Here is a 14,554-nt window from a genome sequence, read left to right on the forward strand (position 1 = left end):
GGCGAAAGCTCTCCAATAAAAACAAGAACTGGCATCAAGCCAATCCTTGCCATGTGTAAAAGTGTTGTTATCTTAAAAGTTATTTCTTATAAGTATAGGTGAAGTCCACATTCAAACCTGTAGAACTGCGAATCAGACCCTTGATACTTGGATTTTGCAATGACTTCGTGCTGCGGAAGTAAATTGGATTAACGTTTGCTTCATCAAATAAAGCTTTTTCTGCTGCTTTATAATCTTCAACTGCCTTTGTAGGATTTAAGGCATCTGTTGTAATTGCTTTTTCATAAGCCTGATCATAAGTAGAATTTACGAATTTTCCACCATTATAAGGTGAACTTGTCGTGAAATTACTGTAGAAGGTCGAACCTTCTGGATAGTCGCCACCCCAAAGAGACATGACAATCTCAAAGTTTTGATTTTGTGTATCTTGAATACGCTGTTTGAACGGCACGAATTTTTCTTCAATTGTCAAACCTGGAAGTGCTTTTTCCCAAGCTCCCTTGAGAAAGTCAAGACTGGCTTTAGATACAGGCGTATCAGCATCAGAAGTCACTGTAAATTTCACTGATGTTTCGCCAATCTCTTGCAAACCTTCCTTAAAGAGTTGTTTTGCCTTGGCGGCATTATAACTATAGCCCGGTGCTACATACTTGGAAAGATCCTTGCCATCCACTTTAGCTAATCTATAAGGAGCTACTCCAGTTGCTGCACGTGAACCTGTCGGTATTGCACTTTCGACAAGAGCTTTACGATTTGTGGCATAATTAAGGGCTTGGCGAATTTTCTTATTAGCAAGAGCTTTATTAGTTCCTGTTTGATTATATTGCAGATAAGCAGTTGTTGCTTCAAAGACATCGACGACATCTTTATTGCCCTTGTTAGCTTTGAAAAGAGCTGGTGTATTTGAAATATTAGCTGTATCTAATTCACCACGTTTATACATTTGAACAGCTGTCTCAGGTTTTTTAACGGTTTGGAAATTAATGGTATCAATTTTAACCTTGTCAGCATTCCAGTAATATTTATTCTTTTTCAGTTTAAAACTGCCGTTAGTGCCATTCCAGCCACTTAAAGTGTAAGGTCCTGAATAAATTTGACTCTTGGCATTGGTGCCATATTTACTACCAACTTTATCAACAAAGGATTGTTTTTGTGGCATAAAGCTTGTGAAAGCAAGCAGATATTTCATCTGAGGAGTCGGTGATTCTAAGGTGAAGATAACTTTATTGCCATCAGACTTGACTCCAAGTTCATTGAGGTCAGTGATTTTACCACTATTAATGGCTTTGGCATTCTTAACATGGGATTCAACAGCAAGACCTGAATATTCTGAAGCTGTTTTCGGATTAACAATACGCTGCCATGAATAAACAAAATCTTTAGCTGTAATGGCACTACCATCAGACCATTTGATGCCCTTGCGCAATGTTGCTGTGTAAGTTAAGCCATCTTTTGACACTTCCACTTTTTTAGCAAGGTCAGGAACTGGTTTACCTTGGTCATCAACACGCAATAGATTACTTCCTGAATTTCCAATAGCGATACCAGAATAGGTATCTGTACTTTTTGAGATATCCAGCGAATTGATTTCCGTTGGTGTATACCAGTTAATTTCATTTTTGGAAGATTGCTGGTTCCCATTTCCACAGGCTGCTAAAATAGCTACTGAAGTAGCAGTTACCAACCCTAAACTAACACGTTTCCATGGACTTTTCTTTATTGCTGTCATAATGTCTCCTCTTTACTTTTCAATAATTTGAAAATTGAAACTAATATCATTCTTATTTTAGCGCATTTCCTCCCTTTTAGCAAGTTTCTGTCAAGGAAAAAATTGGTTTTAAATCTCCCATTTTATGGACGAAGCATAAATAAATTTAGAACACAATCGCACTTTTTTAGAAATGACTTTTATCGTCTTACTCCTAAAAGATAGTCTAATTTCTCTTTTTTATTTAAAGGCATTAAGTTTTTTAGGAAAAGCGTATGCGCTCTTAAAATTATGCTATAATTAAGTTTATGATGAAAAAGATTGTATGCTTGCTATTCATTTTAATATCCCTAATCGGCTTTGGGGTAAAGGCTGAAGAGAACTTTGATGTCTCTGCTAAGCATGCCATTGCTGTTGAAGCTAACACAGGAAAGATTCTCTATGAAAAGGATGCCGATACCACTGCAGGTATTGCTTCTATTACCAAAATGCTGACTGTTTATTTGGTTTATAAAGAAATCAAATCTGGTGATCTCACCTGGTCTAGCAAGGTTAAGATTTCTGACTATCCTTATGGTTTGACAAGGGATTACAGCGCCAGCAATGTCCCCATGGATGCTAGAGAATATACAGTAAAAGAATTAGTCGAAGCTTCTATGATTGCTAGTGCCAATAGTGCTGCTATCGCTTTGGCTGAAAAAATTGGCGGTACTGAGCCTAAATTTGTTGATATGATGAAAAAGCAACTACAAGAATGGGGAATTACAGATGCCAAGTTAGTTAACGCTTCTGGTCTTAACAATAAAACTTTGGGCGATCATATCTATCCCGACTCCAGCTCTGAAGATGAAAACATGATGAGTGCCAGAGATGTTGCTATCGTCGCTCATCACTTAATCAAAGAATTTCCACAAGTTCTAAAAATCACGGAAAAAACAAACAGTGATTTTTCAGGAAATAAAATGGAAACCTATAATTATATGCTGCCAAATATGCCTTATGCGCGTGAAGGTGTTGATGGTCTAAAAACAGGGACAACCGAATTAGCAGGTGCTTGCTTTGTAGCGACTTCAAAGGAAAATGGTATGCGTCTGATTTCTGTCATTTTAAATGCCGACAAGTCTGATAGTGATGATGATGCCGCACGTTTTCAAGCTACTAATAATTTGTTAAACTATGTCAATAATACCTATGAACCCATCACACTTATTCACAAAGGTCAGACTTATCAGGGAAGCAAGGTCAAGGTGATTGATGGTAAAAGAGCAACTGTTCCTGCTGTCGCTAAAAAGAATTTTACCGTCATTCAAAATAAACTATCTCATAAAAAAAATACTGTCTCCATCACTTCTAAAAAAAATGGTTATACAGCAGTTATTAAAAAAGGACAACTAGTCGGAAAGGCTACTTTTAAAGATGACAATCCCGTTGGTCAAGGCTATCTAGAGACACCACCGAGTATCCCATTAGTTGCTAAAAAAGAAGTGAAGCGCAGCTTCTTTCTTAAAGTATGGTGGAATCATTTTGTCAGATACGTCAATGAGAAGTTATAGTGAAAAAGAGTCCGGTGATAAATCAAAAGCAGTGAGACTTAAACAAGTAAAGCCAGCGTCTAAAAACGCTGGCTTATGTGTGGATTATAGTTCTTCTGTTCTATTCTCTGATTTCTGCTAAAATAAGCTGAGAAGTTTTATTTTACAAAACCTAAAGCTCAATCAGTAAGACGAACAAATTATCTAAGCATCCGAATCGGATACAGAAAATTGAGAATCTGAAAGCTTATTCCATTTCGAAAATTCACCCTTGACCATCATATCAAGCTGTCCCCTGCTACCAGTATAAGATAAGCTCAATTTAAATGTTTTCAAATGAAAAGTTTTCTTATCAAAGGTAACTTCAAATCTCTTCTTCAACTCTGACTGACTAACTCCCCTCAAATAGAGATTCAACTCTTCCTGAAACAAAGAAACGATATCTACATTCTGACTGCGTAAGCTAAGCCTATAGACATTGCCGCTTTGCTTAAGAACCAAATCGTCTTTCATGGTATATAGTACTTTTAAAAAATTAAAATAACTAGGATAAACCCGATAACTACCTGCAGAGTTTGACTTAGTCCAATTGCCGTCTTTAGAAGTCCGTGATTGAGAACTATTTTGGTTACCAACTAACTCTTGATAACTATCCACACCATTAGTTGTTTCTTCAATAATAATGTTAGCTCTATTAATACTAGCAGCATAAGAATCATAACCAATATCAGCTGTCATGGTCTGATGTTTTCGCGTACGTGACTCTACGTCAGTCGTCATATCGAAATGCACCGTTTCTACAGAACGATTGGCTCTTTTGACCTTCTTAAAGAAATCGCTGACAGTCATCTTATCATCACGTTTGTTCACTGCTTGTTGCGCTTTTTTAACGGACTGATTAACATTTTGAAGATCACAAGCTGTCACTATCAAAAGACTAACAAAGAGGCCTATAAGAATGATAAACTTTCTTTTCATCTCTTCTCCTTTCACAACTAAACATAAATTCTTATTTCAGTTATTCTAACATTTTTTGAAACCCCTTTCAAATCCACTGTCTCTCCTTTTTGAGTTTAATGAGACAATAGATTGATTCGTTAATGATTGCAGAACAAAATTTTGAAGCTACCATTCATCTGCCTCTTTAGTTATTTTACCAGTCTGCTGGCTTCCTACTTGATTTAAAGTTTATTTTAATATAAATAAAAAAGCTTTAGAAACAATAATAGCTCCTTGTTTCTAAAACTTAATTATAACGTGTTAATTAACCGACTGAACCCTCCATTTCATAGGAAATCAAACGATTAAGCTCAATCGCATATTCCATAGGAAGTTCTTTGGTAAAAGGCTCAACAAAGCCCATAACAATCATTTCAGTAGCCTCTGACTCCGTTAAACCACGACTCATGAGATAATAAAGCTGCTCTTCTGAAATTTTTGACACCTTAGCTTCATGTTCCAGAGCAACTTGTGAATTGTGGATTTCATTAAAAGGAATAGTATCAGATGCTGAAATATCGTCCATAATAATAGTGTCACATTCAATATGACTAACAGATTTTTGAGATGACTTATTGAAAGACACTTGCCCACGATAGTCTACCTTTCCTCCACCTTTAGCAATAGATTTGGAGACAATAGAAGAACTGGTATGGGGAGCATTATGAATCATCTTAGCTCCTGTATCCTGATGCTGACCACGATTGGCAAAAGCAATGGATAGCATAGTACCACGCGCGCCTTCTCCGTCAAGATAAACAGATGGGTATTTCATGGTTGTATGGGCACCCAGATTACCATCAATCCATTCTACCGTTGCGTTTGTCATAGCTTTGGCTCGTTTAGTGACCAAATTGTAAACATTATCTGACCAGTTTTGAATGGTTGAATAACGCATATAAGCACCATCAAGGGCAAAAATTTCAACAATAGCAGCATGCAGACTAGCTGTTGAATAAGTCGGTGCTGTACATCCCTCCACATAATGCACGCTGGCACCCTCATCAACAATAATCAAGGTTCGTTCAAATTGTCCCGTTCCTTCATTATTGATACGGAAGTAAGTCTGCAATGGAATATCTACTTTAACACCTTTTGGCACATAGATAAAGGTTCCACCCGACCAAAACGCTGAATTTAAGGCTGCTAATTTATTATCAGTTGGCGGCACCAATTTTGCAAAATATTTTTTGAAAAGTTCGGGATATTCTTTAAGAGCTGAATCAGTATCCGTAAAGACAATACCAAGTTTATCATATTCTTCTTTCATATTATGATAAACCACTTCTGATTCATATTGAGCTGAAGCTCCGGCTAAATAAGCACGTTCCGCTTCAGGAATACCAATCTTTTCAAAAGTATCTTTGATTTTTTCTGGAACTTCCTCCCATGAACGTGCTGGTTTATCAGTTGGTTTTTGATAGTAAATAATATCATCAAAATCAATACCTGTTAAGTCAGGACCCCATTCTTGCATAGGCATTTTATGAAATATCTCCAGCGATTTAAGACGGAAGTCCAACATCCATTCTGGTTCACCTTTGATACGGGATATTTCTCGAACAGCCTCTTTCGTCGGACCTTTTCCAGTCGATGCAATCGGCTTAACATCATCATGAAAGCCAAATTGATAGTCTCCTATGTCAATTGGCTTTGGTTCTACTCTTTCGTTTTCCGGCATAATACCCTTTCTTAATTCTTTAATTTTTCTTGTCGCTCAATAGCTTTCTTAAGGGCATTCCATGCCAAGGTTGAGCATTTGATACGTTGAGGAAATTTGGAAACACCCGCAAGAAATGCTGCATCTCCCAATTCCTTTTGTCTATCATCTTTTTCCCCTTGAACCATTTTAGAAAAGATATCTGCTAATTCAAGGGCTTCTTTTTTAGTCTTGCCAATAACAGCGTCTGTCATCATACTGGATGAGGCGGTTGAAATCGTACAGCCATCACCTGCAAAGGCAATATCTGATATTTTATCGCCATCAAATTTAACCGATAAACTGATGACATCACCGCAAGTGGGATTATTAAGATTAACCTGTTCCACATCTTCTAAAAAACCATGATGATGAGGATTTTTCGAATGATCCCCGACAACTGCCATATAAAGACTATCTAATCTAGAGAGTGCCATTAAAGAACTCCTTTGTTTTAAGAATCGCTTCTATTAGTTTGTCACAGTCTTCTTTTGTATTATAAATATAAAAACTTGCACGCGCTGCTGAATGAAGGCCTAAATAATTGATCAGTGGCTGTGCACAATGATGTCCGGCTCGAACAGCAACACCTTCATAATCAAGTGCTGTTGCTACATCATGAGGATGAAGACCCTCAAGATTAAAGGCAATGACCCCGATATGCTTTGCAGGATTCTCAGGTCCATAAACCGTCAACCCTTCAATAGCTTGCAACTTAGGCAAAACATAAGCCACTAATTCTTGCTCATGAGCCTGTACCTGTTCCATTCCCAATTTTTCTAAGTAATCAAGAGCTGCACCAAGAGCAATAGCTCCCGCAATATTTGGTGTTCCTGCTTCAAACTTCCAAGGCAAGTCCTTCCAAGTGGTCTGTTGTTCATAAACAAAATCAATCATCTCACCACCAAATTCAACAGGGCTCATTTGCTTAAGAATGTCTTCCTTACCATAAAGAACACCTATACCAGTAGGTCCTAGCATCTTATGACCTGAAAAAGCAAAAAAGTCACAATCCAACTCCTGAACATCTATGGTCATATGAGGCGCCGACTGTGCCCCATCAACAACCATGTAAGCATTATACTGATGAGCCAGCTGAGCGATTTCCTTAACAGGATTGATACAGCCCAGCACATTAGAAATATGGGTTAAACTAATAAATCTTGTTTTAGCAGAAACTTTATTTTTAAGATCCTCTAAATCAAGCTGTCCATCTTTTAAATAAGCATAAACCAACTTAGCACCCGTTTTTCGGCAAGCTTCCTGCCATGGAACGATATTAGAATGATGTTCCATGACAGAAATAAGAACTTCGTCATCTGCTTGTAACACTTCCTCAGCAAAACGAGCAACCCAATTCAAACCTGTTGTTGTCCCCCTCGTAAAGAGAATTTCTTTAGTTGAGTCAGCATTGATAAAACGACGGACTTTTTCACGAGCAGCTTCATAAGCAGCTGTTGCTCTTTCAGCTAAAGTATGGACTCCACGGTGGACATTAGCATTATCCTGATGGTAATAATCATTCAAACAAGCTAAAACCTGTTTTGGCTTTTGAGTTGTAGCTGCATTGTCAAGATAAACCAAGGGTTCATCATTGACAATTTGTTTTAAAATGGGAAAATCCTGTTTCATCTTTTGAGTATCTAATGTCATGATTTTATCTCTTATCCAATTTTTCATCCAAAACAGCAATCATTTCATCACGAACTGCCTTGACAGGAATCTCAGTAATAACTGTTCCAAGGAAACCGCGAATAACTAAACGTTCTGCTGTCTCTTTGTCAATGCCGCGACTCATTAGATAATACATATCTTCTGGGTCAACTTGTCCAATAGAAGCGGCATGTCCTGCTGTCACCTCATTTTCATCAATGAGCAAGATTGGATTGGCATCGCTTCTGGCCTTATCAGAAAGCATGAGGACACGACTTTCTTGCTGAGCATCTGCTCCTTTAGCTCCCTTGATAATATGACCAATACCATTGAAAGTTAGCGTTCCACGTTCCAAGATAACCCCATGTTGGAGAATATGCCCAATAGAGTTATTGCCGTAGTTGGTCACTCGAGTGTCAATTCCTTGAATTTGACGACCACTTGACGCCGCAACAACTTTCAACTCAGCATGACTGCCATTACCAATAAGATCGCTGTCAAAATCAGCAATAACATTGCCTTCATTCATGACACCAAGTGCCCAATCAATGCTGGCATCATTATCAAGACGCCCGCGACGGCTGATATAAGTCGTTATATTATTGCCCAAACGATCAATAGCAGCAAATTTCACTTGACTGCCTGCCTGTGCTAAAACCTCAACTGCAATATTGGCGGTGGCCTTTACATCACTATCTCCAATCGTCTCAAAACGCTCCAAATAATTAACCTTGGCATGGCGTCCAGCAATGATTAAAATATGCTTGTTCAGTGGCACATCGCTAGTACTATCTTGTAGGAAAATGCCTTCCAAAGGCAGGTCAATCTCAACATTATCAGGCACATAAAGAACGGCTCCACTGTTAAAATAAGCTGTATGATAGGCCGATAACTTATCTTCATCAAATTTAAGAGCAGTTGCAAAGTGCTTTTCAATCACTTGCGGGATTTCCTCTAAAGCTGAATAGAAGTCTGCAAAAACGACCCCCTGTTCTACAAGCTTTGCTGGCAAACTTTCTAAAACCGTTTGTGTGCCGATCTGAACCAACTTAGGATTCTCTCCAAAAGAAGTGAAGTCTGGAACATTAGCGGAAATTGGACTTTCAGCAATCGTGCCATCTCCAAGATTCCAACGTTTAAATTTAACACGTTCAATTCTTGGAAGCTCTAAATCATCAATCTTATCAAAGGCCGCTAAGCGTTTTTCTTGTAGCCAAGCAGGCTCTGCCTTAGATTGTGAAAATGTTAAAATAGATTCTTTTGTCATTTGTTACTCCCTTTCTTTCTTGTTAAGAAGTTACAAATTAGACTTCTTCGCTGTATTCAAGACCGAGTTCTTCAGCGATTTGGGCATAACCTTCTTTTTCGAGTCGAGCTGCCAGCTCTGGTCCGCCAGATAATACAACACGACCATCCATCATAACATGAACAATATCTGGTGTGATGTAATTAAGCAGACGTTGGTAGTGGGTAATAATCATAGCACCAAAGCCTTCACCACGCATGGCATTAACTCCCTTAGAAACGACCTTAAGGGCATCAATATCAAGACCAGAGTCAATTTCATCGAGAAGGGCAAATTTAGGCTCTAACATGAGAAGCTGGAGAATTTCATTACGTTTTTTCTCACCACCAGAAAAGCCTTCGTTAAGGTAGCGCTCTGCCATTTCTTCTTTCATACCCAGCAATTCCATTTTTTCATCCAGTTTCATGATGAAATCACGAACAGAAATCTTCTCATCATCTTTCTTACCAGCATTCATCGCTGCGCGAATAAATTCTGCATTGGTGATGCCAGGAATTTCAGATGGGTATTGCATGGCAAGAAAAAGTCCTAAACGGGCTCGTTCATCCACTTCCATTTCCAAAATATTTTCACCATCAAGTAAAACCTCTCCTTGTGTGACTTCAAAGACAGGATTACCCATAATAGCTGCTGAAAGCGTTGATTTCCCAGTCCCATTTGGACCCATAATAGCTGCAATTTCACCTGTTTTTAAGGTCAAATTGACACCCTTCAAAATTTCTTTATCTTCAATGGAGACATGAAGATCTTTTATTTCTAGTACAGACATTGTACACTCCTTTCATCTTATCATTATTCATTATAGCAAAAAAAGTCCAATTGGACTTTCTTCTTGTCTAAAAATTATTTTTTCTTCTTGCGGCGATATTTAGCTACTACTTCTTGACGATAATCACTATTGCCAATAAAAGCCAAAAGTTTGAAGAGCGGTGTTCTTTTAGGTCCCCAAAATTCTAAACCTTCGATGAAAATTTCCAAGGCAAAGGCAACACCAATCATAAGAAGGATACCTCCCAGACGACTGGATACATTTAAAAGCAGAGATACTAAAGAGAAGAACATGGCAATGCCATAGACGACTAAAACAGCTCCACGATGAGTGAATCCCATAGCAAGCAATCTATGATGTAAGTGCATATTATCAGCTTCATAAAATTTCTGACCTGATAAGGTTCGTCTGATAATGGCAACTGTCGTATCGACAATAGGGACACCCAAAACAATAATAGGAGTAACAACAGCGACCGCAGTTGCATTTTTTAAACCCTGGAGAGACAGAACCGAAATCATAAAACCAATAAACAAGGCTCCTGTATCACCAAGATAAATAATGGCAGGATGATAATTATAAGGGAAAAAACCAGCGATAGCAAAGATTAAAACAAAGATGGTAAAGGTTAAAAAGATATCCGTATCATAAAGAAAAAAATAAGATACTAAACCCATAGTGGTGAGACTAATGATTGAAACACCACTAACCAAACCATCCAAACCATCAATCAGATTAACAGCATTGGTAATCGCTACAACCCACAAAATTGTTAAAAAGAAACTTAACAAAGGACTAAAATGGAGCATGGGACCACCAAAAGGAATCTTAAAACTATCAAATCGAAAGTCTGTAAAAATCCAAATAATAACAGCACCAAGCAAAGTCCCTAAGAATTTTAGTTTAGCTGACAGTTCATAAACATCATCAATAAAACCTGTCAAGGCAATCACTAAGGCACCAAGAACAACTGGTAAGATATATTCAAAATAAGATTTTCCCCCGATTTGTGTTTTTAAAATCATGGGCATGAGAACTAGTGTTGCAATCACAAATGAAATAACAATGGCTAATCCTCCTGCACTGGGCATAGGGACTTTATTAATCCGTCTCGCATTAGGATTATCGACTGCACCCACTCTAAAAGCGAAAAATCTAACTAAAGGAGTTAAAACAAGTGAAATCAAAAGTGTCCCAATGAGTACAAGAACAAATTTTAAGGTAATTGGCATCATCTAACTCATCCAATCATCTGTAATTCTTGCAGAGCATCTGCCCTAATAAGCTGAATGCCATGTTCTAATAGATAAGCACGTGTCTTTGTTCCTCTACCAGCATGCTCCAACATTCTTGCAAACATAAGATCAGCATAATAATCAGGTTTATCTTTGAGATTAAGCAGAACAGTCATGTGATAAGCGTCAGACTCCTTAAAAAGTTCTGAAGCCTCTACATCATAGTCAACTGTCTTGGCAAAACTTATGGCTTGCTGAATATTAGGAAAGTCCAGCACAAAGTGAACGTAGTCCCTCTTTTCCTTAGTTTCACCTTGTTCTTGCTGAGTCTTCTCTTCTTCTCTTTTCTCAATTTCAGCCAATTTATCCAGAGCTGCAGCATCCCCCTTTTCACGCATGGTTTCCTCCAAGGTCTTAAAGAAATCCTCTGGGGACATTTTTGAAATATCATCAAAATCAGACAAATCCTCTAAATTAAGATTTTTATTGATTTCTGATTTAGTGACAAAAACATCAATGCGATCATTCCTTGGTGTTACGCGAAAGCTCAGCATTCCACTGTCCTTGAAATTTTCAGGCAGGTCCAGCTCATCCATAACAGTATAGAAAAATTCTTCCGTTTTTTCCTGCGGAATCAAGAAATCTTTTAATTCCATACCTCTTTCTTCTAAATCTTCCATACTGATGGTAATTTTTAGCGTTGTTTCGCTGATTTGTTTCATTTCCATAGTCTTTACCTCATACGAGTAGTCATTTCATTATACAAGAAAAGCCCATTTTTTTCAATTTTAGAGCAGGGAAAAATGACAAGCAAATTTTCAACCAAATAAGACCTTCATTAAGCCGTAAAATAAAAGAAGTATCCCTAAACCGATACGGTATTTCCCAAAGAAAGTAAAATCATGGTTTTTAACGTAATCTGTTAAGAAGCGAATAACGTAAAGGCTGACTGCAAAGGCAACTAACATAGCCACCAGTAAAATGAAAAGTTGACTGCCAGTTAGAATTGTTCCCGATACAATAAATTTAAGCACCTTTACAAGGCTAGCACCAAACATAATCGGTATTCCGAGAAAGAAAGTGAATTCCGTTGCGACTTGCCGACTGGTTCCCAGCAAAATACCACCTAAAATAGTTGCACCTGATCGGCTTGTTCCCGGAATTAATGACAGCACCTGAAACAGACCAATGAAAAAGGCTGTTTTATAAGGCAAACTTACCAAATGAGTTACCTGCGGTTCAACACCTTGATGGCGTCTTTCAACGTAGATAAAGGCAATACCATAAAGAATCAGCATCAAAGCAACGCTAAAGAAATTTTGGAAATGTGCATCCAGCCAGTCATCAAATATGAGGCCAATCACAGCTGCTGGCAAAGCTGATAAAATAACCTTTGCCCAAAGCTGCCAAGTAATCTGCACTTCACGCGCTGTTTTACCGCTTTTAAAAGGATTTAAACGATCAAAATAAATAACAACAACCGCTAAAATAGCACCGAGCTGTATCACCACATTAAACATATTGGTAAAAGCTGCATTGGCATTATTAAAGTGAATAAATTCTTCCACTAAAATCAAATGCCCAGTACTTGAGATAGGAAGCCACTCGGTAATCCCCTCCACAATCCCAAAAATAATAGCCTTAATGATTTCAAAAAACAATATCTTTTCTCCCTTTTATTTACTTCATATGAGTCATAACTGACTCTATTTGACTTGTTTACTAAATTAGAAGGCTCCGCCGCCTCCACCGCCTCCGCCTCCGGAGAAACCACCGCCACCTGAGCTGCCAGATGATACCGAAAAGTTTGAAGCACTCGTAGCAGTTGAGGTATAGGTTGATAAATCTGCGGTTGACCGTCCCACATAGTAACTCGGGTTGATCTCAAGATAAGCATTCATTTGTGAGTTCTGCAAATGAATATTGTTAACTTTCAAATAATTTTGAACACGTTCAGCATATCCGTAAAGGGTGGCATAGACCAAAATGCGATTCCAGATAATAACCCCTTCAAGTTCGACATCATCAAATTTCTTAATGTCACGAATCATATTCTCAAAAGAATCCCAACCCTGTTTGATAGTAAGACCTTCTTGCGTAAGAAGACTTGAAACACTATAATAATCATCTTTTCGACGATAAAAAATCAAAAAAAGACTGGCTACAATAAGCAATAGCAGATTGGTCCCAAGCCCCAGCCAATAACCCTTGATAAGAGCAAAAGCTCCTACAAAAAAGGCAAACAGCAAGGCAGCTGAAGCAAAGAAATAAACCAAAATAAGCTGAGTCTTTTCTTCGTCCGTTCTCTCGCGATGAATATCACTCAAACTCAAAGCCCTTATTTTATTTTTAACAGCCTTATCTAACTTCTCCATGCGATTTTCAAACAAATGGAGAATCTCACCACCCCGTCTGCGAATTTCTGTCTCATTGCTGCCCTTGAAAATGCTTTTGTCAATTTTATAATCAGCAAAAGCACCATCAATAGGCATGGTCTTTTTATTATCACCATAAACAAAAATAAGAAAATTTTTTTCATAATTTTCTACTCTATTCCAATCAGGAACAAAAAAAGATTTATGATCATCTGCAATGACTAATTTCCCTTGATCAATCAAGTCTAAGAGGCTAGCTTGAATCAGCTCTTTAAAACCTAAATCATATCGCTTCCGTTTAGTTTTCAAAGGAGATAACTCTTGAATTTCTAAATCATAAACATAACGAGAAAGAATCAAAGGGGATAAGTCAGCCGGCGGACTGAATAAATGCATATGTCTTGCTGCTTTTCTCTGTCCCAATACCACTTTCCAAGTCGCATAAAGAACAGTAGAAATAAGGATAAGGATGGCGCTAACCATTGGAAACAGCCAGCCGACTAAAAGAGGATAAAATTTCTGACGTATGGCAATTTTAGATTCAAGAGCTTGAAACTTTGATAATCTCTTGCTTGACTTGTCGGTGGCAACAGCAAAATCCGAACGATCCCAATAAGCATGTAGTTCCAACTTTTTATTCTTGCCAAGACCCTCAATATTAACTTCATAGTTTCCATTTTTTTGAGTGACTTTAGGCTGCTTTTTAAAGTAGCCTGTATGAGCATGGAACCTGCTTACAGCCAGCAAATTTGAAGGTCCCTTAACCGTCAGGACGACCTTATCTAAAGGAGCATCCCAATCACTGATTGGTGTCCAATTAAGTTCAGCAATATCAGAATAAATAGTTGTGACATGGTGAAGTTTCCACTTTAAAGAAAGGACAACACGATCACCGCTATGTCCACCATTATAGACTTTAGCGCGATAACCGTCTGATAGCTGTTCTATTTTGGTCTTTATCGGGCGTTTTATCAATTTTCCCTGCTTATTAACCTCATAGGCTTTCACTTCAGGATGGCTATTAATTTTAAATCCCTTAGGTACATTCCCTGCTGAACCCAAGGTAACGTATTGGCCATTATAGGATGAAGCAAAATCATAAACAAGATCCTGTTGAAAAGTCGCTGTATTATCTTTATTAAGTGTCAGCTTTCCCCAATAAAGTCTGATATTATAATCAACATCCTTAGCTGAAACAAGGCTAGTCGTTATCAAAGATAAACAGGTTGCTAAAAAAAGCAGTAATTTCTTCATTTATAAACCTCAGTAATATCAAGA

The 14,554-nt window shown here is 37.9% G+C and carries 12 protein-coding genes; 1 reads left to right on the forward strand and 11 read right to left on the reverse strand.

The genetic code is table 11. The features are described 5' to 3' along the window. Positions 1-79: 79 nt before the first annotated feature. Positions 80-1,729, reverse strand: coding sequence for a peptide ABC transporter substrate-binding protein (locus SRT_RS09065; RefSeq protein WP_128833855.1), 1,650 nt, complete (start codon positions 1,727-1,729; stop codon positions 80-82). A gap of 290 nt (positions 1,730-2,019) precedes the next feature. Here SRT_RS09065 and pbp3 point away from each other — a divergent pair, with 290 nt between their 5' ends. Further along, positions 2,020-3,261 (forward strand): D-alanyl-D-alanine carboxypeptidase PBP3, encoded by a 1,242-nt coding sequence (pbp3, locus tag SRT_RS09070; protein WP_167373735.1) that lies wholly within the window; start codon positions 2,020-2,022, stop codon positions 3,259-3,261. A 183-nt stretch (positions 3,262-3,444) separates the two neighbouring features. Here the strand turns inward: pbp3 and SRT_RS09075 are convergent, their stop codons facing one another. From SRT_RS09075 to SRT_RS09120, 10 genes are all read right to left on the reverse strand, one after another. Then, entirely contained in the window at positions 3,445-4,218 is a 774-nt protein-coding gene (locus SRT_RS09075) for a DUF6612 family protein (protein ID WP_128833857.1), read from the reverse strand. 286 nt (positions 4,219-4,504) lie between these two features. Next, complete coding sequence (gene sufB / locus SRT_RS09080) at positions 4,505-5,920, reverse strand: Fe-S cluster assembly protein SufB (protein ID WP_128833858.1); 1,416 nt, start codon at positions 5,918-5,920, stop codon at positions 4,505-4,507. A gap of 11 nt (positions 5,921-5,931) precedes the next feature. Further along, entirely contained in the window at positions 5,932-6,375 is a 444-nt protein-coding gene (gene sufU, locus SRT_RS09085) for a Fe-S cluster assembly sulfur transfer protein SufU (RefSeq protein ID WP_128833859.1), read from the reverse strand. Beyond that, on the reverse strand, positions 6,362-7,591 hold the full coding sequence (locus SRT_RS09090) for a cysteine desulfurase (RefSeq protein WP_128833860.1): 1,230 nt from the start codon (positions 7,589-7,591) through the stop codon (positions 6,362-6,364). The genes sufU and SRT_RS09090 overlap by 14 nt, the downstream gene beginning before the upstream one ends. A 4-nt stretch (positions 7,592-7,595) precedes the next feature. Next, entirely contained in the window at positions 7,596-8,858 is a 1,263-nt protein-coding gene (gene sufD, locus SRT_RS09095; RefSeq protein ID WP_128833861.1) for a Fe-S cluster assembly protein SufD, read from the reverse strand. Positions 8,859-8,895: 37 nt separating this feature from the next. Continuing rightward, complete coding sequence (sufC, locus tag SRT_RS09100; RefSeq protein ID WP_128833862.1) at positions 8,896-9,666, reverse strand: Fe-S cluster assembly ATPase SufC; 771 nt, start codon at positions 9,664-9,666, stop codon at positions 8,896-8,898. Positions 9,667-9,740: 74 nt separating this feature from the next. Next, positions 9,741-10,901 carry a rhamnose-glucose polysaccharide biosynthesis protein RgpB gene (rgpG, locus tag SRT_RS09105; protein ID WP_128833863.1) on the reverse strand — a complete coding sequence of 387 codons (1,161 nt, stop codon included), beginning with the start codon at positions 10,899-10,901 and terminating at the stop codon, positions 9,741-9,743. 5 nt (positions 10,902-10,906) lie between these two features. Further along, positions 10,907-11,629 (reverse strand): adaptor protein MecA, encoded by a 723-nt coding sequence (mecA, locus tag SRT_RS09110; RefSeq protein WP_128833864.1) that lies wholly within the window; start codon positions 11,627-11,629, stop codon positions 10,907-10,909. A gap of 90 nt (positions 11,630-11,719) precedes the next feature. Next, entirely contained in the window at positions 11,720-12,565 is an 846-nt protein-coding gene (locus SRT_RS09115) for an undecaprenyl-diphosphate phosphatase (protein ID WP_002262750.1), read from the reverse strand. A 63-nt stretch (positions 12,566-12,628) separates the two neighbouring features. After that, positions 12,629-14,530, reverse strand: a complete 1,902-nt coding sequence (locus tag SRT_RS09120; protein ID WP_161940053.1) for a DUF2207 domain-containing protein — start codon at positions 14,528-14,530, stop codon at positions 12,629-12,631. Positions 14,531-14,554 lie beyond the last annotated feature (24 nt).

The organism is Streptococcus troglodytae, from assembly GCF_002355215.1.
Classification (GTDB): Bacteria; Bacillota; Bacilli; order Lactobacillales; family Streptococcaceae; genus Streptococcus; species Streptococcus troglodytae.

Excerpts from the sequence above, each read along its gene's own strand:
- SRT_RS09065 (WP_128833855.1), bottom strand. The coding sequence starts at position 1,729 with ATGACAGCAATAAAGAAAAGTCCATGGAAACGTGTTAGTTTAGGGTTG.
- pbp3 (WP_167373735.1), top strand. The coding sequence starts at position 2,020 with ATGAAAAAGATTGTATGCTTGCTATTCATTTTAATATCCCTAATCGGC.
- SRT_RS09075 (WP_128833857.1), bottom strand. The coding sequence starts at position 4,218 with ATGAAAAGAAAGTTTATCATTCTTATAGGCCTCTTTGTTAGTCTTTTG.
- sufB (WP_128833858.1), bottom strand. The coding sequence starts at position 5,920 with ATGCCGGAAAACGAAAGAGTAGAACCAAAGCCAATTGACATAGGAGAC.
- sufU (WP_128833859.1), bottom strand. The coding sequence starts at position 6,375 with ATGGCACTCTCTAGATTAGATAGTCTTTATATGGCAGTTGTCGGGGAT.
- SRT_RS09090 (WP_128833860.1), bottom strand. The coding sequence starts at position 7,591 with ATGACATTAGATACTCAAAAGATGAAACAGGATTTTCCCATTTTAAAA.
- sufD (WP_128833861.1), bottom strand. The coding sequence starts at position 8,858 with ATGACAAAAGAATCTATTTTAACATTTTCACAATCTAAGGCAGAGCCT.
- sufC (WP_128833862.1), bottom strand. The coding sequence starts at position 9,666 with ATGTCTGTACTAGAAATAAAAGATCTTCATGTCTCCATTGAAGATAAA.
- rgpG (WP_128833863.1), bottom strand. The coding sequence starts at position 10,901 with ATGATGCCAATTACCTTAAAATTTGTTCTTGTACTCATTGGGACACTT.
- mecA (WP_128833864.1), bottom strand. The coding sequence starts at position 11,629 with ATGGAAATGAAACAAATCAGCGAAACAACGCTAAAAATTACCATCAGT.
- SRT_RS09120 (WP_161940053.1), bottom strand. The coding sequence starts at position 14,530 with ATGAAGAAATTACTGCTTTTTTTAGCAACCTGTTTATCTTTGATAACG.